Source organism: Pandoraea commovens (genome assembly GCF_902459615.1).
In the GTDB taxonomy this organism is placed as follows: domain Bacteria; phylum Pseudomonadota; class Gammaproteobacteria; order Burkholderiales; family Burkholderiaceae; genus Pandoraea; species Pandoraea commovens.
The window spans coordinates 131410-158096 of record NZ_CABPSA010000001.1 but is presented as its reverse complement, the minus strand read 5'-3'; the positions used below and the strand labels follow the sequence as shown (position 1 = coordinate 158096).

Annotated in this window: 19 protein-coding genes; 12 read left to right on the top strand and 7 right to left on the bottom strand. The window is 64.0% G+C overall.

What is annotated here, in order from left to right:
* Positions 1-148 precede the first annotated feature (148 nt).
* Together PCO31010_RS00610 and PCO31010_RS00605 are read left to right on the top strand one after the other, a co-directional pair.
* Entirely contained in the window at positions 149-1222 is a 1074-nt protein-coding gene (locus PCO31010_RS00610) for an Lnb N-terminal periplasmic domain-containing protein (RefSeq protein WP_150662530.1), read from the top strand.
* The gene (locus tag PCO31010_RS00605; RefSeq protein ID WP_174984134.1) at positions 1219-3342 is read left to right on the top strand and encodes an esterase/lipase family protein; all 2124 of its coding nucleotides are present in this window, start codon (positions 1219-1221) and stop codon (positions 3340-3342) included. The genes PCO31010_RS00610 and PCO31010_RS00605 overlap by 4 nt, the downstream gene beginning before the upstream one ends.
* Before the next feature lie 16 nt (positions 3343-3358).
* Here the strand turns inward: PCO31010_RS00605 and PCO31010_RS00600 are convergent, their stop codons facing one another.
* Positions 3359-4012 carry a putative pterin-binding protein gene (locus PCO31010_RS00600; RefSeq protein ID WP_246184370.1) on the bottom strand — a complete coding sequence of 218 codons (654 nt, stop codon included), beginning with the start codon at positions 4010-4012 and terminating at the stop codon, positions 3359-3361.
* A gap of 115 nt (positions 4013-4127) precedes the next feature.
* Positions 4128-6020, bottom strand: a complete 1893-nt coding sequence (locus tag PCO31010_RS00595) for a sulfatase family protein (protein WP_150662529.1) — start codon at positions 6018-6020, stop codon at positions 4128-4130.
* Between the two features lie 210 nt (positions 6021-6230).
* On the opposite strand from PCO31010_RS00595, the gene PCO31010_RS00590 reads away from it, so the two are divergent.
* The 5 genes from PCO31010_RS00590 to PCO31010_RS00570 all read left to right on the top strand — a co-directional run bounded on the left by PCO31010_RS00590 (position 6231) and on the right by PCO31010_RS00570 (position 13743).
* A complete protein-coding gene (locus tag PCO31010_RS00590; protein ID WP_174984131.1) occupies positions 6231-7208 on the top strand; it encodes a LysR family transcriptional regulator in 978 nt (325 codons plus the stop codon).
* 88 nt (positions 7209-7296) lie between these two features.
* The gene (gene metE, locus PCO31010_RS00585; protein ID WP_150662527.1) at positions 7297-9585 is read left to right on the top strand and encodes a 5-methyltetrahydropteroyltriglutamate--homocysteine S-methyltransferase; all 2289 of its coding nucleotides are present in this window, start codon (positions 7297-7299) and stop codon (positions 9583-9585) included.
* Positions 9586-9893: 308 nt separating this feature from the next.
* Entirely contained in the window at positions 9894-10553 is a 660-nt protein-coding gene (locus PCO31010_RS00580) for a response regulator transcription factor (RefSeq protein WP_150662526.1), read from the top strand.
* Positions 10532-11962, top strand: coding sequence for a sensor histidine kinase (locus tag PCO31010_RS00575; protein WP_150662525.1), 1431 nt, complete (start codon positions 10532-10534; stop codon positions 11960-11962). Before PCO31010_RS00580 ends, PCO31010_RS00575 begins: the two co-directional genes overlap by 22 nt.
* A gap of 53 nt (positions 11963-12015) precedes the next feature.
* On the top strand, positions 12016-13743 hold the full coding sequence (locus PCO31010_RS00570; RefSeq protein WP_150662524.1) for a glycosyltransferase family 39 protein: 1728 nt from the start codon (positions 12016-12018) through the stop codon (positions 13741-13743).
* A 28-nt stretch (positions 13744-13771) separates the two neighbouring features.
* Here PCO31010_RS00570 and PCO31010_RS00565 read toward each other — a convergent pair whose 3' ends face one another.
* The 4 genes from PCO31010_RS00565 to PCO31010_RS00550 all read right to left on the bottom strand — a co-directional run bounded on the left by PCO31010_RS00565 (position 13772) and on the right by PCO31010_RS00550 (position 17552).
* Positions 13772-15100: a type II toxin-antitoxin system HipA family toxin gene (locus tag PCO31010_RS00565; RefSeq protein WP_150662523.1), complete on the bottom strand. Its 1329-nt coding sequence runs from the start codon at positions 15098-15100 to the stop codon at positions 13772-13774.
* Positions 15101-15103: 3 nt separating this feature from the next.
* Complete coding sequence (locus PCO31010_RS00560) at positions 15104-15352, bottom strand: helix-turn-helix domain-containing protein (RefSeq protein WP_150662522.1); 249 nt, start codon at positions 15350-15352, stop codon at positions 15104-15106.
* Positions 15353-15606: 254 nt separating this feature from the next.
* Positions 15607-16434 (bottom strand): family 1 encapsulin nanocompartment shell protein, encoded by an 828-nt coding sequence (locus PCO31010_RS00555; RefSeq protein ID WP_150662521.1) that lies wholly within the window; start codon positions 16432-16434, stop codon positions 15607-15609.
* On the bottom strand, positions 16431-17552 hold the full coding sequence (locus PCO31010_RS00550) for a Dyp-type peroxidase (protein ID WP_150662520.1): 1122 nt from the start codon (positions 17550-17552) through the stop codon (positions 16431-16433). The genes PCO31010_RS00555 and PCO31010_RS00550 overlap by 4 nt, the downstream gene beginning before the upstream one ends.
* A gap of 348 nt (positions 17553-17900) precedes the next feature.
* Between PCO31010_RS00550 and PCO31010_RS00545 the strand changes: the two genes are divergently transcribed.
* The 5 genes from PCO31010_RS00545 to PCO31010_RS00525 are packed head-to-tail and all read left to right on the top strand — an operon-like array spanning position 17901 to position 26107.
* Positions 17901-21125 (top strand): efflux RND transporter permease subunit, encoded by a 3225-nt coding sequence (locus tag PCO31010_RS00545; protein ID WP_150662519.1) that lies wholly within the window; start codon positions 17901-17903, stop codon positions 21123-21125.
* Positions 21126-21181: 56 nt separating this feature from the next.
* Positions 21182-22429: an efflux RND transporter periplasmic adaptor subunit gene (locus PCO31010_RS00540; RefSeq protein ID WP_150662518.1), complete on the top strand. Its 1248-nt coding sequence runs from the start codon at positions 21182-21184 to the stop codon at positions 22427-22429.
* Positions 22426-23916, top strand: a complete 1491-nt coding sequence (locus PCO31010_RS00535; RefSeq protein ID WP_150662517.1) for an efflux transporter outer membrane subunit — start codon at positions 22426-22428, stop codon at positions 23914-23916. Before PCO31010_RS00540 ends, PCO31010_RS00535 begins: the two co-directional genes overlap by 4 nt.
* Positions 23917-23925: 9 nt before the next feature.
* The gene (locus PCO31010_RS00530) at positions 23926-24600 is read left to right on the top strand and encodes a heavy metal response regulator transcription factor (protein ID WP_039398512.1); all 675 of its coding nucleotides are present in this window, start codon (positions 23926-23928) and stop codon (positions 24598-24600) included.
* A 31-nt stretch (positions 24601-24631) separates the two neighbouring features.
* Complete coding sequence (locus PCO31010_RS00525; RefSeq protein ID WP_150662516.1) at positions 24632-26107, top strand: heavy metal sensor histidine kinase; 1476 nt, start codon at positions 24632-24634, stop codon at positions 26105-26107.
* On the opposite strand, the gene PCO31010_RS00520 is transcribed toward PCO31010_RS00525, so the two are convergent.
* A complete protein-coding gene (locus PCO31010_RS00520) occupies positions 26095-26676 on the bottom strand; it encodes a hypothetical protein (RefSeq protein WP_150662515.1) in 582 nt (193 codons plus the stop codon). The genes PCO31010_RS00525 and PCO31010_RS00520 overlap by 13 nt on opposite strands.
* Positions 26677-26687 lie beyond the last annotated feature (11 nt).

The following is a 26687-nucleotide window of genomic DNA, read 5'->3' as shown; positions in this document are numbered from 1 at the left end:
CGCAAAATCCGCGTCGAAGACGCACGGATTGCGGGGCATTGTAGCGCGCCGCCGCAACGGCAAATGACGATCCGGTGCAGGGTTGTAGGCGCCAGACGCCGGTCTGCTGGTATTCTTCGGCGCTGAACCGGATTGAACTCTGCGAAACATGGTGCAACTGCAATCCCATGCTGGCGATGCGCTCGCCAGCCATCACATCGCGTGGTACGTCTACGTGCTGCGCTCGTTCCTCGCCCTGCTCGTGCTGGGCGCGTGCGCCTGGGGGGCGATGGCCCTCGCCTACCGTTGCCCGGGCCCGGCGCCCGTGCGCTACCTCGCGATCGCCGTGTGGGTGCTGCTCGGGGTCGTCGCGATCGTTGCGCTCTTGCGCGTGCGCGCCGGTATGCCACTGCGGGGCTGGCCGCTCGCCTTTCTGATTGCATTAGTGCTGCTCGTCGGCTGGTGGCAGACGATCCGCGCATCCAACGACCGCCTCTGGGCGGCCGACGTCGCGCAATTGCTCGATTCCCGAATCGACGGCGAACACGTCACGCTGCACAACGTGCGCAACTTCGAATGGCGCACGGAAACCGACTTCACGCCGCGCTGGGAAACCCGCGAGTACGATCTCGACAAGCTCGAGAGTGCCGATCTCGTCCTGTCGTACTGGATGGGTCCGGCGATTGCTCACACCCTGGTGTCGTTCGGCTTCTCGGATGGTCGCCGCGTGGTCTTTTCCATCGAGATTCGCAAGAAGCAGGGCCAGAAGTTCTCGGCCATCGGCGGGTTCTTCAAAGACTTCGAAGCCACGCTGGTGGCCGCCGACGAGCGCGACATTCTGCGGGTTCGCAGCAACGTGCGCGGTGAGACGACCTACCTGTATCGACTCAACATCCCGCCCAAACAACTGCGAGAAGTGTTCATCGGCTACCTCGCCCGCGCGCGCGAACTGCACGATACGCCCGCCTGGTACAACACGCTCACGAGCAACTGCACGACCATCGTCTTCGAGATCGCCCGCCTCATCGCGCCGGGATTGCCGCTCGACTACCGGTTGCTGCTGTCGGGGTACTTCGCCGAGTACGCCTACGATCAGGGCGGTCTGACACCGGGCTTCACCTACGCGCAACTGTACGACCGGGGCAATTTCGTTGCCCGGGCACTGGCCGCAGGCGACTCGCCCGAGTTCTCGACCCTCATCCGTCAGGGCGTGCCGGGCGACGATCCGAAGGTGACGCCATGATCTCGTTGCACGCATCTGGCAAGGCGCTCACGCTGCGGCGTGCAGGTCTGCTGATGGCTGCCGTATGGCTGGCGGCCCTGTCCGGGTGCGCAATGGTGGAAGTCCGCTCGCTCGGCCCCGAGCAGTACATCGCCATGAAGCGCGGCGACATTCTGTCGACCGGCAAGCTCAGCGCCTCGACCGATGAAACCGTTCGCGTCGCAGGGCTCGACGACACCCTTTGCGCCAAATCGTCGCTCGACTGTATCGACGCGTTGGGCCGCGCCAAGGAAATCGACGTCGACCGACGACTCGCCGCCATGGCCGAAATGTCGATGCAGCTCGCCATCGCGCAAACCCCCACGGGCGAGCGGCAATGGAACGACGCACAGTTCGATCTGTGGCTGCGCTCCGCACGCTACGCGTACGCGTACCTTTTCTACGGCGACCGTCCGTCGAGCGAACGGGCCTTCGAAGACCGTCAGACGCAGGTCCGCGACTATTACAACTACGCGGTGCAGAACTTCTCGGTCGCGTTGTTCCGTCGCGTGCAGCAAACGGGCAGCGACAAAATAGCGGGATGGCTCCTGCCGGTTGACGCCAGCAGCGTGCGATTCGCCGATAACCACATCCAGCCGCGCGAAGTCTTGCCCGCGTCCACGCTGTCGTTCGCCGGGCTGCGCAGCCCGTATCGACGCGACGGTTTCGGCGCTGAGCTGGTGGCCGTGCTCGATGAGAAGTCCGCCGCCGAGGCGCTCGCCGCCGCCGGACAGAATCCGATGCCCCGGGGCGACGCCGCAACCGGTCCGGACTACCGCGACACGACGCCCAACCCACGGGAAAGCCGCGCCTCACGCGACTTCCGGCGCGCCACCGACCCCAACGCCGGGCCAGTGTTCAGCGAGATGCCCTCGCCGTCGCTCACGCTTCTGTTGCGCTTTGACGGCACCACACTCGAACAGGTCCTCACGACGAAGGTCGCCACGCTGGTGGTCTACGACCCGTACCGGCAGACGTCCGTCGAACTGAATCACCAGACGGTGCCGCTGGCGGGCAACTTCACGGCCGGTTACGGACTGTGGCTCGCGCGCTCGGGCTTTGCCGAGCAGTCGCTGCGCACGCTGTTCGGACGCGACCGAGGCATCGTGCGTCCCCACATCTACCTGATGCAGCCTTTCGATCCGGGACGCCGCGTCATTCTGATGCTGCACGGGCTGGCCAGCAGCCCGGAGGCGTGGGTGAATCTCGCCAACGAAATTCAGGGCGATGCGACGCTGCGCGAGCACTTCCAGGTCTGGCAGGTGTATTACCCGACCAACGCGCCGATTCTCGTGAACGCGATGGCCATTCGCAACGCGTTCGAGACGACGCTCAAGCACTTCGACCCGGACGGTCAGTCGGCCGCGTCGCACGAAGCGGTCGTCATCGGACACAGCATGGGCGGCGTGATTGCACGCCTGATGGTGTCCAGCTCGGACGATCAGCTCTGGGACACTTTCCAGCACGAGTACCATCTGGACGAAGACCAGATCGACCGTGCCCGCGACCGGCTCAATCCGCTTTTCAGCTTCAAGCCGGTGCCACAGTTCGAGCGCGCCATCTTCATCGCCGCGCCACACCGGGGCACGCCGTTTGCGCGTAACCGCATCGGACGCTGGGTCTCGAACCTGATCAAGCTGCCGGTCACGCTGCTCTCGGGGATCGACGACGTGCTGCACTACGCGACCGGGTCCGAAGACAGTCCGTCGGAGGGCAAAACACGCTACGTGCCGAACAGCGTCGATCAGTTGCGTGACGACGATCCCTACGTGATGGCTGCGGCCGGACTGAAGATCTCGCCGTCCGTGCAATACCACTCGATCATCGCGCGGCGCGATGCCAAGGGGCCGCTGGAGGCCTCGAACGATGGTGTGGTGCCGTACACGAGCGCGCATCTCGCGGGCGCGCAGTCCGAGCGCGTCATCGTCTCAGGACATAGCGTGCAGGAAACGCCACAGGCGATTCTGGAGATCCGTCGCATCCTGCACGAGGACGTCGACGAACTCGATCCGGTCAAGCTGCCCGGGCGCCTGAACCCGTATCAGGCGATCGTTCCTCCGCCGCGCGCGACGTCGACGCCAGGGCGCCCAACGTCGTACTGAGACAGGATCGGGCGCGTCAGGAAACGGCGTTGATCTGAATGTGATACACGCCCCACGGACACAGGGTGAACTGCTCTTTGAGCGGTTTGCCCGCCAGCGCCGGAATCGCGGCCGGGTCGTACACGGCCCACAGCGGCCCGAGACCGCCCAGCGCGAGCGGCTTGTCGTCGATATGCGTGGCGAGCAGGAAGCCGTACTCCCGCACCTGCCCGATCGTGGTCGCCACCACGTAGCCGTCGATGGCGCGCAGCAACACCTGCGTGAGCGGATTCGACGGTGCCCCCGCCTGCACCAGCACATCCGCCAGACGCGGACCGCGCAACGTGTGCGGCTTGGCGTCGTACTCCAGCGTGGGGCGAATCGTCTGCGCTGGCATGCGCGTGAGCATGGCGAAGTCGAGCGCATACGCCGCGTCGAATTGCACGAGTTGCTTGTGAAACAGCTGGTCGAGCGCCGGGTCGACCGGCCCCCGGTTGTGACGCGCAATCGCGCCGCTGAGCGTGACGAGCGGTGTCGACGCCGGTGCAGTGGTGACGGAAGTGGCGGAGGTGCCCGCAGCGCCGGGCTTGGCAAAAGCAGGCACCGATGCGCCCAGTGCCACGGCACCGGCAAGGAATTCACGTTTCTTCATGGCGTTGGCAATAGCGAATGACGGAGGCGGCAGATCCATACAGGAATAGCCTCGGCTCGCGCGCGCGAGGTCGCAAGAGCGTACCACCGATGTCATCCGGCACGCCAACGGCAACGGCGTCGCCGCCGTGCCGTCGGATCAACGTGCAATTGAATCAGCCGACCTGCGTTTCGAACGTGAAATGCACGCGCCCGTCGCGGATCGGCAGGATGTCGGCGCGATCTTCGCCCACTTCCGCGTCCAGACGATCGTTGAGCAGCGTGTTCATCGCCATCAGCAAAGCCCCGTTGCTATGGGCGTCGAGCGCCAGATTGTGCGACTCCGTCGGATCGGCGTGCAGATCGTAGAGTTCGACGTCATTACTGGCGAACAGCGTCTCCAGCGATGTCGGCCGGTTGAACCCTTTCGGCGAAAAGTAGCGCGAGAAGCGATAGCGACCGTCGAACACACCGCGAATCATGCCGCGATGCCGGAAGTCCGGCTGACGGGCGATCACCCGTCGATGGATCTCGTCGACCGGCACGCCCTTCTGACGCAACGTCGCATATTCCTGCGCCAGCCACTCGCTGTCGTAGAACAGCAGCATGGCGTAGTTGAACAGCGTGGCCGGACGCAGCACATCGACCGCCTGCCGCTCAGGGCGGCGCAGCAGCGGTGTGAGGTCATGCCCATGAGCAGCCTTGCCAGCAATGCGGGCCACGTTGTCGGCGTCCAGCCCCGTCAACCCGAGCAACGTCGGCGTGATATCCACATGCGAGCTGAGTGCGGCGCATTGCTTACCGCCCGGATATGCCGGATGACGGATCACGAGCGGTACGTGATTCTGCTCGCGATAGGTCGTCGGCCCCTTCCCTACCAGCTTGTGCGCACCGACGTGATCTCCATGATCGGCACTCATCACGACGATGGTGTTCTTGTCGATGCCCAATTCGCGCAGCGTATCGAGCAGCGTCACGACATGGGTGTCGCAGTCGCGGATGCAGTTGAAGTAATAGTCCTGATAGACCTGAAGACGCGCGTCGTCGAGCGGATAGTCCCCGACCAGCACGCCCTCGGCCGCGTTGTAGACGCCGTGCGCAGCGGGTCGACCGGGGGCGTCGTAGGCCTGCTTTCGCGTGGCTGCGAGCGGGACGTCCCAGTGCTTGTCGTACAGACTGTCCTTCGGCGGACGGGCGTTGCCCAGCGTCGGCTTGCTGGCGTTTTGCGTGTCGACGCCCGCCGGATCGGTGTTCAGGAACATCGCGTCGTGCGGGTTGACGAGATTCACTGCCATGAACCACGGCTTCTGTTCGCTCGCCAGTTGTGCGCCGCGTCCGCGCAACCACGACACGGCGGACGACGTCGTCAATCCGTCGTAGGTATAGCCCCCGCGCACGCGCCCGATCAGATCGCCCACGCCGAAGTAGTCGTCGAAGCCGTACGACCGGATCAACGCGTTGTACTCCGCCGTCGGCGTGTCGTAGGGCGTGTGGTTGTGATGCAGTTTGCCGCTCAGATGCCACTTGCCGAGATACGCCGCGTAATACCCTGCGTCGCGCATCATGTGTCCGATCGTGCGGATATCGGTCGACATATCCGGCTGCCACGGAATGCCGCAGTTGTCGAATACGCGCGTGTGCTGAATGTGCTGGCCGGTGTAGACGACCGAGCGCGACGGCGAACACACGCACGCGGCAATCTGGTGGTTCATAAACGTCACACCTTCGCGACGCAACCGTTCGCGGCCCGGCACCGGAAACGGCCACTTGTCGAAATGCCGCTCCTGATCCGTGAGGATGAACAGGATGTTGTAGCCCTTGGGCGCGACGGCCGGGGCCTCCGTCGGCATGATGTAGCCATCGTCGGCCGCGTGCCGGGTCGGCGATGCCGCTCCGGTGGCCGACATGGCCGACGGCACCAGCCCGGCCGATGCCATCGCAACACCGGCCTGCTTCAGAAAGTCGCGTCGCGCCTTGCGGCTGGGCGTGTCCGGCTGTGTTGCGGACGCGGTGTCGGTCGGTGTCGCGTCGTCGGTGGTCGTGGAGGATGAAGGTTTTCGTGTCGTCATGCGTCTCGCTCCTGATGGGGTGCCAGCGTCGTGTCGTGCGCCAGCTACCGGATGGGAGTCTCATTATTCGGTTGAATTCTGAACAGATCGATGAAAAGTCACGCCACATTCATTACCCGGAGGACATCAATAGTGCGGTAACGTATCGGCAACGCATCGATGCATTACCCCGCCGACATGACCGAAGACCCCCGAACGGACCGAGATCCTTTGCCTGCGTCGCAGCTCGCCCGCCAGATTCCGGCCGTCCTGCGCAAACTCCGGATCCGCGATCTCGAGACGCTGCGCTGGCTGGGCCGCACGCGCAGTTTCGCCCGCACGGCGGAAGCTGCCGCGATTACCCAACCCGCATTGTCGAAGTGGTTGCGCGAGATCGAGGACGCGCTGGGCGTGTCGTTGTTCGAGCGCACGACCCGGCGCGTGACCCCGACCCCGTACGGCGACGCCCTGCTCGAACGCGCCGAGCGCATGCTGACGGATCTGGCCGGCGTTGCGCCCGCGATGCAGGCGTTGCGCGACGGACTTGCGCAGCCGGTCAACGTCGGCATCCTGCCGGGCATGGCGAGCGTGCTCATGCCACAAACGCTCGCGCGGTTGGAACACACTGGGCCTGCGCTTCGCATCAATCTGTTCGAAGACACGCTCGACCGGCTGCTACCCCGCGCGCGCTGGCACGAAATCGATCTGCTCGTCTGCCGACTGGACGAAACCGCCATGAACGCGGGCTTCGGCACCGTGCCGCTATATGAAGACGATGTGCGGGTGTTCGGCGCACGAAACCACCCGCTGGCATTGCACCCGTCGCCCGGCTGGCCCGACGTCGCACGCTATCCGTGGATCGTTCCGCCGCCCGGCACTCCCATGCGTCGGGCCATCGATACCGAGTTCGCCCATCAAGGCCTGCCGCTGCCGCGCGTAATCATGGAATCGGTCACGCTCATGACCAATGCGAGCGCAGCGCAGGCCATGCCGTGCCTCTTCCTCGCATCGACGCTGGGCGTGGCGCGCTCGCCACTCGCCCCGGCACTTCACGACTTCGGGTTGCCGTTCTCTCACGTCGCGCCGACCGTCGGTGTCCTCCACGGGCACGCGCCGAGTGCCGCAACCCTCGCGCTCATCGAGGTGCTGCAGGATGTTTCGCGCACGCTCGCTACCCCTTTCATCATGAATAAAATTAACGTTACTTAAAAATAAGACCATTTTCATTCATGAATTGAAGTCTCTATGATCGATGTCACCGTTTCAATTCCTCCAGTGACAAGGGTCGATAGAGAACATGGCAAAGACACACAATCTGGGATTCCCGCGCGTTGGCGCGAAGCGTGAGCTGAAGTTCGGTCAGGAAGCGTACTGGAAGGGTCAATCGTCGCGCGACGAACTGAAGGCGCTCGGTGCTTCACTGCGTCTGCGTCATTGGCAGGATCAGGTGGCGCTGGATCTGGCTCCGGTCGGCGACTTTGCGTTCTACGATCAGGTGCTGGACATGAGCTTCACGCTGGGCAATCTGCCCAAGCGCGTGCAAGGCTTTCACGGCGACGTCCTGGACAACTATTTCCGCGTGGCCCGTGGTCGCTCGGCCCAGAGCGCCGCAGAACACGCGGACTGCTGCGGCGGTGTCGCCGCAGGCGAGATGACGAAGTGGTTCGATACGAACTACCACTACATCGTCCCCGAGTTCGCCGCGGACACGACCTTCACGCTGGACGCGTCGCGTCTCGTCGAGCAACTCGCCGAAGCACGCGCCGCCGGAGTCAAGGCCAAGCCGGTCATCGTCGGCCCCGTCACGTACCTGTGGCTAGGCAAGTCGAAAGACGACAGCGACAAGCTGGCGCTGCTGCCACGCCTGTTGCCGGTCTACGTAAAGCTGCTGGCGACGCTCGCCGCACGAGGCGTGGAATGGGTGCAGATCGACGAGCCGATTCTCGTCACCGAACTGAATGCGCAATGGCGGACAGCCTTCGAAACCGCCTACGCCGCGTTGGCCGCCGTGCCGGTCAAACGTCTGCTCGCCACGTACTTCGGTGAACTGCAAGAGAACCTGCCGCTGGCGTGCCGCCTGCCGGTCGACGGTCTGCACATCGACGCGGTGAATGCGCAACGTGAAGTCGCCGAGGTCATCGCTGCGCTGCCGACGGACAAGGTCGTCTCGGTGGGCGTGGTCAACGGTCGCAACATCTGGAAATCGGATCTGGCGGCCGTGCTGGACTGGCTGGAGCCGGTGGCGAAACGACTGGGGGAGCGTCTATGGATCGCGCCGTCGTGCTCGCTGCTGCACGTGCCGGTCGATCTGGACAGCGAACAGAAGCTCGATGCCGAGATCCGGTCGTGGCTCGCCTTCGCCAAACAGAAGCTCGCTGAAGTGACGGTGCTGGCCCGTGCCATCAATGAAGGGCGCGACACTGTGGCCGCCGAGTTGCGCGCCAATGCCGCCGCCATCGCGAGCCGCCGTGCGTCGCCGCGCGTACACAACCCGGCCGTCAAGGCGGCGGTCGAACGGATCGAAGCCGCCTTGGGGCGTCGCAAGCGTCCGTACGCCGAGCGGGCACCGAAGCAGGCCGCGCGACTGAACCTGCCGCTCTACCCGACCACGACCATCGGCTCGTTCCCGCAAACCACTGAGATCCGCAACGCCCGCAGCCAGTACAAAGCAGGCGAGCTGGATCAGGCGGGTTACGTGGCTGCGATGAAAAAGGAAATCGAGCGCAGCGTACGTGAGCAGGAAGCACTCGGGCTGGATGTGCTGGTGCACGGCGAAGCCGAACGTAACGACATGGTCGAGTACTTCGGTGAGCAACTCGAAGGCTACGCGTTCAGCCAGTTCGGCTGGGTGCAGTCGTACGGCTCGCGCTGCGTGAAGCCGCCGATCATGTTCGGCGACATCAGCCGTCCGAAGGCCATGACGGTCGAGTGGATCAAGTACGCGCAATCCCTGACCAGCAAGCCGATGAAGGGCATGCTGACGGGCCCGGTCACGATCCTGAACTGGTCGTTCGTGCGCGACGATCAGCCGCGCTCGGTCTCATGCTTCCAGCTCGCACTCGCGATCCGCGAGGAAGTGCTGGATCTGGAGCGCGCCGGTGTGCGCGTGATCCAGATCGACGAAGCGGCGCTGCGCGAGGGCCTGCCGCTGCGCCGTTCGCAATGGGCGACCTATCTGCACTGGGCGGTCGAGTCGTTCCGCATCGCGGCGAACGGCGTGCAGGACGACACGCAGATCCATACGCACATGTGCTATTCGGAGTTCAACGACATCATCGCGGCCATCGCCGAGATGGATGCCGACGTGATCACCATCGAGACCTCTCGTTCGGATATGGAACTGCTCGACGCGTTCGACTCGTTCCAGTACCCGAACGAGATCGGACCGGGTGTGTACGACATTCACTCGCCCAACATCCCGACGCAGGACCACATGGTCTCGCTCATGAAGAAGGCCGCCGAGCGCATTCCGGCGCAACGTCTGTGGGTCAACCCCGACTGCGGACTGAAGACGCGTCAGTGGGCGGAAGTCATTCCGGCGCTGCAAAACATGGTCGCCGCCGCGAAGACGCTCCGCGCGCAGTAGGTCCCGCTCGCTGGGCGCATCCCGACGAATTCGTGCACCGGGAAATGCGTCAAATGAACGGGCCGACGAAATGTCGGCCTGTTTGCATTAGGGCGCCGAAACGGGCCCAGCGATCACATCACTTGAGGAATCTTCGCTAAGTCATTGATTGCTGAAGTGTTTGCATGGCATAGTCGCGCAAACGCACACGCGCACGAGCTAAGTTTCTCCTAAGTTTCGCGCGCTATCGTGCGCCCGTGCCGTCCTCCGTGGACGGTAAGGATTAGGCGTAGGCTGATCTCAGCACGCCAGAATGCGTACGGAAACCCATGCGGATATTGCTTGTAGAAGACGACGCCATGATCGGTGAGGCCATGATGCAGGCGCTCAAGGACGCCTCGTACGCCGCCGATTGGTGTCGCGACGGCGACGCCGCGCTCGCCGCTCTCGCCGCTCATGCGTACGACCTCATGCTGCTCGACCTTGGCCTGCCCGGTCGGGACGGCTGGGACGTGCTACGCGCCCATCGCGGCGCTGGCGGGCGCACGCCGATCATCGTCGTCACCGCCCGTGACGGCGCAGAAGACATTATTCAGGGCCTCGATCTCGGAGCGGACGACTTCGTCGTCAAGCCCTTCGAAGTGGGTGAGCTGCTCGCCAGAATGCGCGCGGTCATCCGACGTCAAGCGGGTGTGGCCGTGCCGGTGCTGACCAACGGCGCACTGGCGCTCGATCCGGCGACGCATCAGGCGACATACGGCGAGAACAGTTGCGTTCTTTCCGCGCGCGAATACGCGCTGCTCCACGCACTGATGCTGCGCCCGGGCACGATCCTTTCTCGCGACGCGCTCGAACATCGCCTGTACGGCTGGGGCGAAGAGATCGAGAGCAACATGATCGACTTCCTGATCCATTCGATTCGCAAGAAGCTCGGCGCCGACGTCATCCGTAACATCCGCGGCGCGGGATGGCTGGTGCCCAAGGCATGATGCGTTCGTTGCAGTCACGGCTCGTGGTTACGCTCTCGGCCTGCGCGCTGGCACTGGCCATCGTGGCGGGCTTCGTCTCCTACGGTGCGGCCTTTCGCGAAGCCTATCGCTTTCAGGACGACCAACTGCTGCAACTCGCCGCACTCGTCGACACGCGCAATCTGGCCGGTGCCGATTCGGCCATGCACGGCCTGCCGATTCAGGATCACGACTACCGTCTCACCGTTCAGCGCCTTGGCGGCACCTTTCCCGTGACGCTGTCCGACGGCTTCCACACCGTCAACACCGGCGACCACACATGGCGTGCCTTCGTGCGCACCATCGAGCCGGACCTGCGCATTGTCGTAGCGCAGCCGACGGAAGGCCGTAACGAGATCGCGCGCAATAGCGGACTTCGCACCGCAATGCCCTTCGTCGTGTTCCTGCCGCTGCTCATCGCCGCCATTGTGTTGACGGTGCGCCGCGCCTGGCGGCCTGTGCAACAACTGGCCGCCGAAGTCGACAAGCGCCGCGATACCGATCTGCGCGGTCTCGACACGCAAGGCGCACCCACGGAAATCGAACCGTTCATCGTGTCGATCAACCGTCTGCTGGCGCGGCTGGCCAAGGCGCTCGACGAGCAACGCCGTTTCGTGGCGGACGCCGCGCACGAATTACGCTCACCGGTCACCGCACTGGTGATTCAGTCCGAAAACCTTGACCGAGCACTCGCACCGGCAGCGCTCGATGAGGAAACGCGTCACCGCCTGACCAAGCTCAAGAGCGGGCTGCATCGTACACGCACGCTGATCGAACAATTGCTGACGCTGGCCCGCGCCCAGAGCGCGCCGACCGTTCCGGCCAATCCCCTGATGTTGCTCCCCGCCGTACACGAAGCGCTCGAAGATGTGTTCGTTCTGGCGGATCGCAAGCAGATCATGCTCGATCTGTCGGACGCGTCGACCGGAGCGTCGGGCCGCGCCGGACTGCCCGGCCTACGTGTTGCAGGGTCGAAGCGCGACATCGTCACATTGCTGAGCAATATTGTGGGCAATGCCGTGCGCTATACGCCCGCTGGTGGCACAGTCTCCGTGCAGCTGTCGGCCAAGGGAGCCGATGTCCTGATCGACGTGATCGACTCAGGCCCCGGGATCGACGTCGACAAGCGCGAGCGCGTGTTCGACGCGTTTTACCGCGCCACAGATCACCGCGAACCGCGCGAACACGGTGGCGACGGGACCGGGCTGGGGCTGGCGATCGTGCGGGCCATCGTCGACCGCCTCGGCGGGCAGGTGTCTCTGAGCGACGCGAGTCTGTCGCCGCCGCGCGGGCTGCACGTCCGGGTCACGCTGCCGAATCCCGATGTCTCCGACTCACTCGATGCGCCCGATGCGCAGGCCGGTGGGTCCGGTCAGCCGCGTCAGTCCTGAACCGAACACTCAACGACCCCAACTTCATCCTCAAGACCGGAAGCCTCGTATTCATGTCTACACGTCCTCAACGTGACGCCGGGTTAGAGCCCTGGCCGATTTCCCCCGCCGCCCTGCTCTGGCTGATCGCCATGTTCGCGCTGGTCTGGTTCGGCGTTCTGAACCTGCGGCACCTCATTCCCAGCGACGAAGGCCGCTACGCCGAGATGGCGCGCGAAATGCTGGCCACCGGCGACTGGGTCACGCCGCGTTACAACGGCTATCTGTACTTCGAGAAGCCGCCGCTCCAGACCTGGATGAACGCCCTCACGTTCATGATCTTCGGGCTGGGCGACTGGCAGGCGCGCCTGTGGACGGCGCTGACCGGGTTCGGCGGCGTGCTGCTCGTGGGTTACACGGGCCGTCGTGTGTTCAGCGCCCGCGCAGGCCTGTTCGCCGCGCTGGCACTGGCAAGCGCCCCGCTTTGGAGCCTGCTCGGCCACTTCAACGTGCTGGACATGGGCCTGTCGTTCATGATGACGCTGGTCCTGTGTGCGCTGCTGCTGGCACAACGTCCGGGTCTCAACCACACGCAGACCCGCAACTGGATGTGGCTGTGCTGGGCGGCGATGGGCCTGTCGATTCTGAGCAAGGGGCTGATCGGTGTGGTCCTGCCGGGTGCCGTGCTCGTCATCTACACGCTGATCGCGCGTGACTGGGCCTTGTGGAAACGTCTGCACATCGTGAGTGGCCTGATCGTCATGCTGGCCATCACGGTGCCGTGGTTTGCTGCGGTCATGTCGCGCAACCCGTCGTTCTTCGACTTCTTCTTCATCAACGAGCACTTCAACCGCTTCCTGAAGCCGGACCACCATCGTCCGGGCGCGCTCTGGTACTTCGTGCCCGTTCTGCTGATCGGCTTCCTGCCGTGGCTCTCGACGATCCCGCGCGCCATTGCCGGTTCGCGCGCCGTGCCGCGTCAGGCAAACGGTTTCCGACCGGTGCTGATGATCACCGTGTGGGCCGTCTTCATCTTCTGCTTCTTCTCGATGTCGCACTCGAAGCTCATTTCGTATGTGCTGCCGATCGTGCCGGCCATCGCGATGCTGTTCGGCCTCGGTCTGGCCACCATGACGCGCGAGTCCCTGCGCAAGCACCTCGTCGTGTCCGTCGTGCTGTTCATCGCGACGATCGTCACGTGCCTGGTGTTCCTGTCGCATCACTCGGACAGCCGTAACCCGGTGGAGGCGTACCGCACGTTCTCGTACTACCTGTATGCGGCGAGTATCGTCGGCCTGATCGGCATCGGCATCACCCGCTGGCTGAGCACCCGCAGTACCAAGCAGGCACTGGTGGCGTTCGCGGCCACGTGGCTGGCCTTCGTGATGATTGGTGGCTCGGGTCACGAAGCGTTCGGTCGCGCAAGTTCGGGGATCGATCTGGTGCCGGCGGTGCGTGCGGAGATGGATCGTCTGGGACCGGACACGCCGTTCTACTCGGTCGGCACGCTCGACCACACCATGCCGTACTACCTGCGTCAGCCGATGATCATGGTCGCAGTGCAGGACGAGCTGGAGTTCGGTATCTCGCAGGCCCCGGACAGCTGGGTGCCGACGCTTGATAAGTTCGTGGATGTCTGGATGGAAGACCCCAAGGCGCTCGCGCTGGTCGATCCAGACAAGTTCGCCGTGCTGGAAACACTGAATCTGCCGATGAAGGTGATTGCGCGCGACAACCGTCGCGTGATCATCGAAAAGCCGATGGCGGACGGTGCGGGTGCCAAGGCTGCTGGCGGAAACTGACCAGGACACGGGTCAACAACAAGCCAAATCAGGGGGATGCAGGCGCTGCCAAGTGATCGGCGGCGTGCTGCAACCCCGAAAAAATGCTCTCTGCCACGCGTTCCGGGAAATCAGGGGGTAGCCTGCCCGCAACTTCGGCGATGGCCTGCGGGACTCTCGCGAGTAACGCGTCGAGGATAGATGCCGCGCCAGCCCCGAGATAACACTTCACCGCCATTGCATCGAAGTGCCGACGCTCAATCTCGTAATGTCGGCGCTTGCCAGCCACCGCCATCGCGAGCTTGGCGCGTTGCCACGGCACCTGATTCGGCCCGTCGCCGATAATCGGCCACATCGACAGCACATCATAGAGCGGGGTAAGACGGTAACGGCCGCCCGGCAAAAGGTGGATGCTGAAGTTCTTCGCGTGACCGTCCGTCGCCGCCAGCATCCAGAACACGATCTGCGTGCGAAACACCGCTTCAAGGTCTTCGTCCGATGTCTGCGATTGGCGCAAGGTCGCGGCCAGATCGGCAATGCCGGGGCCACCGTCTGCCTCATATTTGAGATGGGGCGGCAGCCCGAATACCTGACAGAAATCTTCCTGCGGCAAGCGCATGATCCACGTACCGCTGGAGTGCATCTGGCGGTCGAAGCGCGTCACCGACAGCACTTTCTGATCACCGAACGTCAGCATCTCGCTAGCCGCCGTCGGCAACCCGAGCGCCGCGCACAGTTGCATGCAAAGCCACTCGTTCTCGACGGACGTCGACAAGTCTGCCCGCCGGTTGCCTACGAGCCCTATCGGCAACTTGAGGATGTGGGTCGTTGGCGTGGCCCCATGCGGCAAACACCACCGCCCTTCGTGGTACAGCAAGGCCGTCTTTTCTTGCGCCCCGGCGATCGAAAGCCGCAAGTCGTCGTGAGCATATCGCCCAGGCATCACACCGCCAGCGGCTTTGCGCAGATGCTCCGCGACGGCTTCCTCAGACAGCGGACTCGCTTCAATGGTTTGCACATTGCCAGGTACGTCGTCTTCGCCAAGAAGTTGAATGGCTCCGACACAGTCCCGTCCGATGGCCTCAAGCAAATCGAAGCCATCTGTCGATGGCGTGCCGTACCGTCCTGCGAGCCGACGCCGGATGACATCGCTGTCCGGTAGAAGATTCTCGAAATAGAAACCGACCCGGTCCCCGGTCAACGGTGTCGAATCGATGCCGAACGGTAACGAGAGCGAGAGTGGACGCCCCGCCGCGGAATCGCGCCAAGCGTCGTCGTACTGCAATGCCATGCGGTTTTGTGACTGCACCCGCCATGTGCCGACACGCTGATTATTCGCCCAGATGGACAATGCCCGGGCATGTGACCTGCGCCCCATCGATTACCACTCCGTGTTGGAAGAAACAGGAGCAACATCGCGTGACTGGACGACAAGGTCAAGGCGGTAAAGGCCCATTAACGCCAGTAACTGCTCGACCGAGATGATTTTCGGATCGAGCTCAAGCGCGGACAGGCGACTCTGACTCAGTCCCAGACGCGTAGCCGCCTCAAGCTGAGTCAACCCCGCCGAGCGACGGGCCGACCGCAAGATCTCGCCGAGTTGTGTTGACGAAGCAATGAGCTGGTTCATCACGATTTACCTCATATGCAGGTAATGTATATTTTAGCTGATATTCGCGTAAATACGGAATAGCTGAATATAGCGTAAATGTTTTTTACCTGCTATTCAGGTAAAAATCTCGAAAGCACTGTCAGAAGCGCTTTGAGCGTATCCGCCCTGCGCCCCGTCGATCGGGGACCCTATTGAAAATAGAAAAGGGCTGAGGAAATCGCGCATGCGAATCCTCAGCCCTTCCCTTTCACCACTTCAGCGACTTAACGGCTTTACTTACCCTTCGACGTCTTGGCCGCCACACCCGGCGCCACCGACACACTCGCCTCAGCCGTCAGCATCAGGAACGTGAACGTCTCTTCCAGATACAGCCGTACCGTTTCGGCGTTGTGGTCCAGATAGCCAATCGACAGGTCCTGACCGATGTGCATCTCGTAGTCGCCGCCGCGCGTCGAGACGATCGCGCCACCGTCGATGGCCGGTGCCCAGATGATCTCGCCGCTCACGATGTGACCGATATGTTCGAGAATCGGGTAACCCTGGTCGTTCGCTTCAGCCACAGCCGTATAAGCGTCCGCGCCCAGCAACACGCTGTACGGGCCGTCGACCCCTTCAAGCCGCAATTGCTCCAGCGCCTTGGCGATCACCGTCGGGTAGTCCGCGATGTCCTTAGGCAGCGGCAGAACCGGATTCGACGTGCCTTCACGCACCCCGGTGATCTGCGCCGCCTTGTAGCCGTCGAAAATCGCACGGTCTTCGGCATAGGCCAGCTTGATTGCCGCATCCTTCGCCGGTTGCCAGTCGGAATCGTTCGCGCCGCGCTCGACATCGTCAATCGCTTCGCGCGACAACTCGAACGGCACGCGCAGCACCACCAGCGGCAGCACCTGACGCTGACGAGCATCCACGCCCTTGAACGGCGATGCAATCGATTGCTGATGACCGGTGCCTACGCCAGACAGCGCCAGACCTCCCGGCCCTTTCACGTCGACCACGCGGCGCGCGGCGACGGTGCGCTTGAACGTGCGGGCCACTTCTTCTTCGATCTGCGCCCATGCGGCGCTCGAAATAGGGGCCAGTTCGCGATGCAGGTTATTCATGCCTGAGAAACTCCTTTGAGCGATCCGATTTGCAGCGAGCCGTCCGCGACTGCGGGACTCGCCTGATGAGAAGCGGTAGTGGCGTCGAACACTTGCACGCCCGAAGGCTGTGCGTCGATCAACGTCTTGATGACATGGCTGGATTCGGTGGCGGCCGCTTGCGGCGCACGGTCGGCAAGTTCTTCCAGCAGCGGGGCCGAAGGCACGAAGAACAACCCGCCGGTCACGGCCGTGCTGAAGTCCAGCAAGCGGTCGTAGTTACCGGGCGGCTTACCGACGAACATGTTCTCGAGCATCTGCTCGATGGGCCACGGCGAGCGCGCGTAGCCGATGAAGAACGTGCCGAACTCCCCCGATCCCGGGCGGCCGAACGGCATGTTGTCACGCAGGATCTTGACTTCGCGGCCATCGACTTCGAGCGTCGTCAGGGCGCTGTGCGAATTGCTCGGCTTCACGTCCTCGTCCAGTTCCACGTCCGAGAACTTGGTGCGACCGATGATGCGTTCCTGCACTTCCACGGGCAGCGCGTTCCAGCCCGTCATGTCGTGCAGATACTTCTGCACCAGCACGTAGCTGCCCCCCGCGAATTCGGGGTCTTCGTCGCCCATGACCGTGAAGTCGACCGCCTCCTGGCCCTCCGGGTTCTCGGTGCCGTCGACGAAGCCGATGATCGCGCGCATATCGAAATAGCGGAAGCCGTGCACTTCGTCGACGACGCTCACCGCGTCGCCCAGCTTGTTCAGCAAGAGCGTGGCGAGGTCGAAGCACAGGTCCATCTGTTCGGCACGAATGTGCAGCAGCAGATCGCCAGGCGTGGCCGGGGCGTGCCGCTTGCCCGCGCCGAATTCACGGAACGGATGCAGCTCGGCCGGGCGCGGATCGCCGAACAGGCGGTCCCAGGCGCTGTCGCTGAAACCCGCCACACAGGTCAGGTTACCGGTCGGCACACGCTTGCCCACGGATCGGACATACGCGGCCACATCGGCACACCAGCCGCGCACGGCGGCGTGCGCGGCCTCGTCGTCGCGAATCGTGGCGACGAGGAAGATGGCGCTGCGGGTCACTTTGCCGGAAACCGGCTGCGGTTCGGGAGGAGGAGACGTCGGACGTTCGGTCATTGCTTTCCTGCGTGGGACTGGAGTTCGTGACGCTGTCGACCGCCAACGCCCGGTCCCGGGTGGACCACAGGCTATCGGACGGCGACTTTTAGTGTGACAACTTTATAACGCAACACGCCGTAATATGCCACTCTCATCGATATGGCGGTGTGTCGGGCCTTGTGCGACGGGGGTTTCCGGGCGGCGTCGCGAATTCTGTCAATTTCGCCATATTCGCGCCATTTTGGCGTTGGGGGTGCGCCCATAACATGGCGGCGTTCCTTCCGGTACCGGTGGCGCGCCCGCGTGCGCGCCGTTGGCACCGCCCTTGTCCGTACGCCTGTGACTGCGCCCGAGCGCGTCTGAATCATGTGGATTGTCAACGTTGCGCTCAAACGGCCATACACGTTCATCGTGATGGCCATTCTGATCCTGCTCGCCACGCCGCTCGCGCTGTTGCGCACGCCCGTCGACGTGCTGCCGGAAATCAACATCCCCGTCATCAGCATCATCTGGACCTATAACGGGTTGTCCGCACAGGACATCGCCGACCGGATGATCTCCGGCAACGAACGCGGCCTGACGACCACCGTCAACAACATCGAGCATATCGAGTCGCAATCGCTGCCGGGCATCGGCATCATCAAGATCTTCCTGCAACCGACAGCCAATATTCAGACGGCCATCGCGCAAGTCGTTGCCGTCGAGCAGGCGCAGGTCAAACAGATGCCGCCCGGCGCGACGCCGCCTCTCGTCATCAGTTATTCGGCCTCGTCGATTCCGGTGATGCAGTTGGGCCTGTCGAGCCCCAGCTTGTCGGAACCGGCGCTCAACGATACGGCACTGAACTTCCTGCGCCCGCAACTGGTGACGATTCCGGGGGCCGCCGTGCCATATCCGTATGGCGGCAAGACACGATTGATCTCGGTGGACATCGACTCGCGTGCCCTGCTCGCCAAGGGCCTGACAGCGCAGGACGTGGTCGCGGCCGTCAACGCACAGAACCTGATCCTGCCGACCGGTACGGCGAAGATCGGACCCCGCGAGTACACCGTCGACATGAACGGTTCGCCGCCAACGGTCGAGGGACTGAACAACATTCCGGTGCGCACCGTGAATGGAGCGACGACCTATCTGCGTGAAGTGGCCCACGTTCGCACGGGCTTCTCCCCACAGACGAACATCGTGCGCCAGAACGGCCAGCGCGGCGTGCTGATGTCGATCATGAAGACGGGCGATGCGTCTACGCTGTCCGTCGTCGACGCCATGAAGGCGCTGCTGCCCGAGGCGCGCGCCGCCCTGCCCGCCGACCTGCACATCGCGGCGCTGTTCGATCAGTCGGTCTTCGTGAAGGCCGCCGTGCAGGGTGTGATTCATGAGGCGCTGATCGCCGCCGCCCTCACGGCGGCCATGATTCTGCTGTTCCTCGGCAACTGGCGCAGCACCTGCATCATCGCCATCTCGATTCCGCTCTCGATCCTGTCCTCGCTGCTCGCCCTCCATGCCCTCGGGCAGACCATCAACATCATGACGCTGGGCGGACTGGCGCTCGCGGTGGGGATTCTGGTCGACGATGCGACCGTCACCATCGAGAACATCGAGCGACACCTCCACATGGGGACACCGCTGCATCAGGCGATTCTCGACGGTGCCGGGGAAATCGCGGTCCCCGCGCTCGTCTCGACACTGTGTATCTGTATCGTCTTCGTGCCGATGTTCTTCCTGACGGGCGTGGCGCGTTACTTGTTCGTGCCGCTGGCCGAGGCAGTGGTGTTCGCGATGCTCGCGTCGTATGTGCTCTCGCGCACGCTGGTGCCCACGCTCGCCATGCTGCTCATGGGCCACGCCCATCCCACGGATCCGAACGCGAAGCCCGGTGCGTTCCGCCGCATCTACCTGCGCTTCGACGCCAGCTTCGAGCGCATGCGCGCGGCGTACATCGTCGTGCTGTCCACCCTGCTGGTGCGCCGCCGCGTCTTCGCGATGGGCTTCCTGACGTTCTGCGTGCTGTCGATGGGATTGGTGTTCGCGCTGGGTGCCGACTTCTTCCCATCGGTCGACGCGGGCAACATCCGCATGCACATGCGCGCACCGACGGGCACACGCATCGAAGAAACGGCGCGTCTGGCCGATCAGGTCGAGAAGGTCGTGCGCGAGGTCGTGCCAGCCAACGAACTCGAAACGATCCTCGACAACCTTGGCCTGCCGTACAGCGGTATCAACCTCTCGTATAGCAACTCGGGCACGATCGGCACGCTCGACGGCGAGATCCAGATTGCACTCACGCCCGACCATCGTCCGAGCGCGGAGTACATCGATAAGCTGCGCGCCTTGCTGCCGCAGCGCTTCCCCGGCGTGGAGTTCTTCTTTCAACCGGCGGACATCGTCACGCAGATTCTCAACTTCGGTTTGCCCGCCGCCATCGACATCCAGATCAGCGGCAATCAGCAACTGGCGAACTTCGATGTCGCGACCAAGCTGCTCAAGCAGGTGCGTCAGGTGCCGGGCACGGTCGACACCCATATTCAGCAACGGGTCAATGCGCCGACGATCCATCTGAACATGGACCGCACGCGCTTGCAGCAGTTGAATCTGAACGCCAATGCCGTCGCCCAGAACGTGCTGATTTCGCTCTCGGGCAGCTCGCAGACGTCGCCCGGCTTCTGGTTCAACGAGCAGAACGGCGTGGAGTACAGCCTCTCGGTGCAATCGCCGCAGTACCGCATCAGCTCCATCGACGATCTGTTGCGCCTGCCGGTGGCGGGCACGGGCAACAACGGCCAGCCGCAATTGCTCGCCAACTTCGTGCAGGTGGAGCCGACGCAGAAATTCGCCGTGGTCAGCCACTACAACATTCGCCCGGTCATCGACCTCTACGTGAGCGTGGAAGGCCGGGATCTGGGCAGCGTGGCGAGCGACATCAACAAGCTCGTCGCACAAGCCCGCAAGGATCTGCCGCGCGGCAGCCAGATCGTGGTGCGCGGCCAGGTCAGCACGATGCAAAGTTCGTACATGGGACTGGGTATCGGTGTGGCCATGGCGATCGTGCTCGTCTACCTGCTTATCGTGGTGAATTTCCAGTCGTGGGTCGATCCGCTCATCATCGTGAGCGCCCTGCCCGCCGCACTGGCCGGCATCGTCTGGATGCTGTTCCTCACCGGCACGCGCCTGTCGGTGCCCGCGCTCACGGGGGCCATCATGACCATGGGGGTCGCGACCGCAAACAGTATTCTCGTGGTGGCGTTCGCGCGGCAACGCATGGAAACGGGCATGGCGCCGCTCAAGGCGGCGCTCGAAGCCGGGGCGAGCCGGATTCGTCCGGTGCTGATGACGGCGCTCGCGATGATTATCGGCATGGTGCCGATGGCGCTCGGTCTGGGCGAAGGCGCGGAACAGAACGCGCCGCTGGGCCGTGCCGTGATCGGCGGGCTGATGTTCGCGACGGTCTCGACGCTATTTTTCGTGCCGCTGGTTTTCGCAGGCGTGCACACGCGACTCGTACGCCGCAAGGCGCGTCGCGCAGGGAACACCGCCACGCCGGCGCATGGCGACCGTAGTGATGACAACGCAAATGACGATAACGCCAGCCAGTAAGGCACGGCGACCGACACTTCACACACCAGATATCAAGATTTGACGGGTTGAACGACATGACCGAGAAACATCACGCCGAACTGGCCATTCCAGAGCACGATCCCGCCGACGGCCGGCAGTTGCCCCCGCGTCACGGCGAGTTCCGTCGCGCGAAGATCGTGCTGATCATCGTGGCCCTGCTGCTGGTCGCAGGGGCAGCACGCACCACCATCTCCAACTTCCTGCAACGCCGTGCGGTCGCCAGCGTGACGGCACAGAACGCCAAGCAATTCGTGAGCGTAGTGACGCCACAGGCCACCGCCGCCAGCGAAACGCTGTTGCCTGCAACCCTGCGCGGCGCCGTGGAGTCGCCCATCTACGCCCGTGCGACGGGTTACTTGCTGCATCGTTACGTGGACATCGGCGCGAAGGTCAAACAAGGCCAGTTGCTCGCCGACCTCGATACGCCGGAAATCGATCAGGAACTGGCGCAGGCCATCGCCCAGCGCAATCAGATCAACGCCAGCCTCGGCCTGGCCAAGTCGTCGCTCGACCGGTGGCAGCAACTGCGTCAGCGCGACGCCGTCTCGCAGCAGGAACTGGACGAACGTCAGAGCACCTACACCCAGGGCGTGGCGAATCTCGCGGCGGCCGACGCCAACGTCAAACGACTTCAGCAACTCGAATCGTTCAAGCGCATCGTCGCCCCGTTCGACGGCGTGATCACGCAGCGCAATGTGGACGTCGGCGATCTCATCGCGGCGGGCAGCGGCAGCGCACGGGCGATGTTCTCGCTGGCGCAGACCGACCCGCTGCGCGTCTACGTGCAAGTGCCGCAGGCCTATGCGCAGAGCGTGTCCGTCGGTCAGCCGGTGGTCGTGACACAAGCCGAACTGCCCGGACAACACTTCCAGGGCAAGATCACGCACGTGTCCGGCGCCATCGACGTGGCGACGCGTTCGCTCCAGATCGAAGCCGCATTGCCGAATCCGGACGGGAAGTTGCGCCCCGGCGCGTATGTGCAACTCGCGCTGCCCGGCGCCGTGCAACCGCATCTGAGCGTGCCAGCCAACGCGCTGCTGTTTCGCGCCGAAGGCCCGCGTGTGGCGGTGGTGGACGATCAGGGCGTCGTGCATCTGCACAAGATCGTGATCGCACAGGACCTCGGACAAACGCTGGAGCTGGCCGATGGCGTGTCGCCCAACGACCGCGTGATCGTCAATCCGAGCGATTCGGTGGACGACGGCGACCACGTGCAGGCCAAGGCGCTTCCCGCGAAAGGCGGCAGCAAACCCGCAGCCAAGGCGCAGGGAGACGAATCGTGAGCCGCACGGATCACGACGGCCGGGGTCACCTCCGAAGCGGCATCCGGCTCAGCGCAACGCTGCTCGCCGTCGCCACGCTGCTCAGCGCGTGCGCCGTAGGCCCGGACTATCATCGCCCGGAAGTCTCGACCCCGCCCGTATGGAAAACGGACGGCTACTGGAAGGTCGCGCAACCGTCGCGCGCTGCGATGCAGCCGGACTGGTGGAAAGCCTTCAACGAACCGGCGCTCGACGCCCTCGAAGACAAGGCCCTCGCACAGAGCCAGACGCTCGCCGCCGCCGTCGCGCATTACGATCAGGCACAGGCGACGCTGTCCGGCATTTCGGCGCAGCGGCTGCCGGAAGTCGATGCCTCGTTTGGGTTGGCACGGCAGCGCATCTCGGCGAATCGCCCGGTCACGAGCTACTCGTCTAGCAGCATGTCGACCGTGCAGAACAACGTTCAGGTGGGACTGGGCGTGAGCTACGACACCGATCTTTTCGGCCGTATTCGCCGTCAGGTCGAAGGTGCGCAGGCGTCCGCCGAGCAAGCGGGCGACGATCTGGCAAATGCGCAACTCGTCCTCACGACGCAACTCGCCACGGCCTATTTCCAGTTGCGCGCCATCGACGCCGAGATCAAAGTGCTGGACCAGTCGGTCGTCTTGCAGCAGAAGGCGCTCGATTACGTGAGCGCCCAGCACGATCTCGGTGCGGTCTCGGGACTGGACGTCCTTCAGCAGCAATCGCAACTCGACACCACGCGCGTGCAGGCTCGCCTGCTGCATCAGCAACGCGACCAGTACGAGCACGCCATCGCGGCGCTCGTGGGCGTACCCGCGCCGACGTTCTCCATTCCGGAAGGTGTGCTGCCTGCAACGCTCCCCGAGATCCCGCTCGGCGTGCCGAGCGATGTGCTGCAACGGCGTCCGGACGTGGCGTCGGCGGAGCGCAGCATGGCTGCGGCAAACGCGCAGATCGGGGTGGCGAAAGCGGCCTTCTTTCCCAGCCTGACCCTGAATCCCGGCATCGGCTGGCAAAGCACCGAGTTCGCCAACCTGCTGTCTGCCCCCAGCCTGCTGTGGACGCTGGGCACGTTGGCGTCGCAGGTCGTCTTCGACGGCGGACGCCGTCAGGCGGGTGTCGACTACGCCAGCGCGGGCTATCGCGCCGTGGAAGCGAACTACCGTCAGACGGTGCTCACCGCCTTCCAGCAGGTGCAGGACGGCGTGACCGGTCTGTCGGTCCTCAATGCCGCCGCGCAGGAATCGCACGCGGCCGTGGTCGATGCCGAGCGCCTGCTGAGTCTGGCGAACGACCGGTATTCGGGCGGGCTGACGGCCTATCTCAGCGTGATTACGGCGCAGCAGGCCGCGCTGGCGAGCGAGCGTCAGGACGTCCAGATCCGGGGGCAGCAACTCGTGCTGTCGGTGGCACTGGTCAAGGCACTGGGCGGCGGATGGCAGCCCTCGGAGACATCCTCTGACTCGTATAATGCGCAAAGATGAGGTGACGACATGAAAGTGCTGATCGTTGAAGACGAACAAAAGGTAGTGGACTATCTGCGCTCGGGGCTGACCGAGCAAGGCTGGGTGGTCGATGTTGCGCTCGACGGCGAGGAAGGCACGCACCTGGCGCTGGAGTTCGATTACGACGTCATCGTGCTCGACGTCATGTTGCCCAAGCGCGACGGCTTTGCCGTGCTCGGGTCGTTGCGCGAGCGCAAGTCCACGCCCGTCATCATGCTCACCGCCCGCGACCACGTGAACGACCGGGTGCGTGGCCTGCGCGAAGGGGCGGACGACTACCTCACCAAGCCGTTCTCGTTCATCGAACTGGTCGAACGTCTGCACGCACTCGCCCGTCGCACCCGCGTGCAGGAATCGACGCTGATCTCGGTGGGCGACCTGTTCGTCGATCTGATCGGCCGCCGGGCGACGCGCGACGGGCACCGGCTCGATCTCACCGCGAAAGAGTTCCAGCTGTTGTCGGTGCTTGCGCGCCGCCAGGGCGACATTCTCTCGAAGACCGCCATCACCGAACTGGTCTGGGACGTCAACTTCGACAGCCATACGAACGTGGTGGAGACTGCCATCAAACGGCTGCGCGCCAAGCTCGACGGCCCCTTCACCACCAAACTGCTGCACACTGTGCGCGGCATGGGCTACGTGCTGGAAGTGCGCGAGGCCTGAGCGCCCCGCCCTCCACGCCAGCGACGTCACCGTGAAACACTCGATCTCCCGCCGCCTTGCCGCCATGTTCGCCGTCGTGGCGCTGTCGGTGTTCGCGCTCGTCGGTGCGGCGTTATATCTGGTGTTGCGCGTTCAACTGGAACGGCACCTGCGCGAGTCGCTGGACGACCGCGCGCAGATCGCGCACATCATCGTGTATCACGGCGCCACACCCGAGAAGTGGCAGATCGTGCGGGAAAAGCTGAGCGACATGACCCCGCGCGACGGCACCACGACGTACGCCGTCTCCAGCGACGACCCAAGGTACACGTTCGGCACGCCTGTGAGCGGCATGTTCGTCAAACGACTGTCCAACGGTTATGTGCGCCTGAGCCCGGACGGCGGTGGCGACGACATGCTGACGACTCGGGAAATCCTGCCGCCCTACGGCGCGCGACCGGCCGTCACACTGCAAGTCGCGGCCAGTTATTCCCCCAACGAGCAGACGCTACGCGCATTCGGACTGAGTCTCGCTGCGCTCTCCGGATTGGGCGCGCTGGGCGTGCTGCTGCTCAGCTACTCGGTGACGCGTCTGGGCCTCTCACCGCTGACTCGGCTCACGCGCGAAGCGTCCGAGATCCGGCCAGACAACCGCTCGCAACGACTCGTGACCCGCTCACTGCCCGTCGAACTGGACGATCTTGCTCATTCGTTCAACGGCGCGCTTGCCCGGCTCGACGGTGCCTACGAACGGCTGGAATCGTTCAATGCCGACGTCGCCCACGAGTTGCGCACGCCGGTCACCATCCTGATCGGGCAGACGGAAGTCGCCCTTACGCGCGACCGACCGGCCGAGGAACTGCGCTTACTGCTGCAATCGAACCTCGAAGAACTCGGTCGCATGCGCACCATCATCAACGACATGCTGTTCCTCTCGCGCGCCGATCAGGGCGAACGCGCGACGGGACTCACAGTCGTGTCGCTGGCGAGCGAAGCGGCGCACACGCTGGAGTTTCTGGAGTTTCCGCTGGAAGAGGCGCAAGTCACGGCCCGTTTGCATGGCAGCGCGTTCGCGCAAGTCAACAAGGCGCTGTTCGGGCGCGCGCTGGCCAATCTGGTGATGAACGCCATAGAACATTGCGCGCCGGGTGCGAATATCGACGTGCGCATTACCACCGAGATCCCCGACGCCGCCACTGTCGAACCGAACCGTACCCGTCACGTGCGCATCGAGGTCGTCAATCCGGGGGCGGAAATTCCGGCGGACGTGCTCAAGCATTTGTTCGACCGGTTCTACCGCGCGGAGGCGTCGCGCACCAACAGCCGTGAGAATCACGGCCTTGGGCTGGCCATCGTCAAGGCCATTGCGGAAATGCACGGCGGTACGGTGTGGGCACACAGCGCGAACGGTTTCAACGCGTTCGGCTTTTCGGTCAGCTATCGCGAAGACGCGGGTGCCGCCGGTACGCCACCCACCACGTCTTCCACTGCCACCACATCGACTCAACTCGCGCGTCAGACTCCGTGACGACCCAGGCTGTTCGCCTGCTGCACGGCATGCGGCGCGAACACCGTGAGCGTCTCGCCCAGTGCCTCACGGGCATAGGCGGCGGTCACCGTCATTTGCGCCAGACGCGCCCGTAGCTCCAGATTTTCCCGTTCCAGATGCTGTACGCGACGCATGGCGTCGGCCACGTCGGTGACACCATCGCTGGCTGTGCTATGGCTTTCGGGCATCGCGTCGAGCAGCGTCATGGCGCGCGCCAGATTCTGTTCGAGCTGCTGCGCCCAGACGGACTGCCCTGCGACGGGAATTCCCCCGAACGCCGGGATGACCGGGACTTCGTACATGCTGCGGGCACGCACGATGGCTTTTTGCACGGTGCCGGCGCTGGGGCGGCGCGTGATACCGGCCTGCGCCATGAAGCGCAGATAGGTTTGCGCACCGTAGATCCGGCGCGCGGCTTTCCATGCATCCGCCAGAAAGGCATCGAGGAAGGCGGGGTTGTTGTGGGGGTGTGCGGCGTCTGCATCGCGTGCAGCGCCGAGCAAGGCAGCGTAGGTTGCATCGTCGAACTGCAAGGCGGACCGTGCCATGGCGATCTCCG

What these genes read in the sequence shown, in the direction of transcription:
- PCO31010_RS00610 (WP_150662530.1), top strand. Translation starts at nt 149, where the DNA reads ATGGTGCAACTGCAATCCCATGCTGGCGATGCGCTCGCCAGCCATCAC.
- PCO31010_RS00605 (WP_174984134.1), top strand. Translation starts at nt 1,219, where the DNA reads ATGATCTCGTTGCACGCATCTGGCAAGGCGCTCACGCTGCGGCGTGCA.
- PCO31010_RS00600 (WP_246184370.1), bottom strand. Translation starts at nt 4,012, where the DNA reads ATGGATCTGCCGCCTCCGTCATTCGCTATTGCCAACGCCATGAAGAAA.
- PCO31010_RS00595 (WP_150662529.1), bottom strand. Translation starts at nt 6,020, where the DNA reads ATGACGACACGAAAACCTTCATCCTCCACGACCACCGACGACGCGACA.
- metE (WP_150662527.1), top strand. Translation starts at nt 7,297, where the DNA reads ATGGCAAAGACACACAATCTGGGATTCCCGCGCGTTGGCGCGAAGCGT.
- PCO31010_RS00580 (WP_150662526.1), top strand. Translation starts at nt 9,894, where the DNA reads ATGCGGATATTGCTTGTAGAAGACGACGCCATGATCGGTGAGGCCATG.
- PCO31010_RS00575 (WP_150662525.1), top strand. Translation starts at nt 10,532, where the DNA reads ATGGCTGGTGCCCAAGGCATGATGCGTTCGTTGCAGTCACGGCTCGTG.
- PCO31010_RS00570 (WP_150662524.1), top strand. Translation starts at nt 12,016, where the DNA reads ATGTCTACACGTCCTCAACGTGACGCCGGGTTAGAGCCCTGGCCGATT.
- PCO31010_RS00565 (WP_150662523.1), bottom strand. Translation starts at nt 15,100, where the DNA reads ATGGGGCGCAGGTCACATGCCCGGGCATTGTCCATCTGGGCGAATAAT.
- PCO31010_RS00560 (WP_150662522.1), bottom strand. Translation starts at nt 15,352, where the DNA reads ATGAACCAGCTCATTGCTTCGTCAACACAACTCGGCGAGATCTTGCGG.
- PCO31010_RS00555 (WP_150662521.1), bottom strand. Translation starts at nt 16,434, where the DNA reads ATGAATAACCTGCATCGCGAACTGGCCCCTATTTCGAGCGCCGCATGG.
- PCO31010_RS00550 (WP_150662520.1), bottom strand. Translation starts at nt 17,552, where the DNA reads ATGACCGAACGTCCGACGTCTCCTCCTCCCGAACCGCAGCCGGTTTCC.
- PCO31010_RS00545 (WP_150662519.1), top strand. Translation starts at nt 17,901, where the DNA reads ATGTGGATTGTCAACGTTGCGCTCAAACGGCCATACACGTTCATCGTG.
- PCO31010_RS00540 (WP_150662518.1), top strand. Translation starts at nt 21,182, where the DNA reads ATGACCGAGAAACATCACGCCGAACTGGCCATTCCAGAGCACGATCCC.
- PCO31010_RS00530 (WP_039398512.1), top strand. Translation starts at nt 23,926, where the DNA reads ATGAAAGTGCTGATCGTTGAAGACGAACAAAAGGTAGTGGACTATCTG.
- PCO31010_RS00520 (WP_150662515.1), bottom strand. Translation starts at nt 26,676, where the DNA reads ATGGCACGGTCCGCCTTGCAGTTCGACGATGCAACCTACGCTGCCTTG.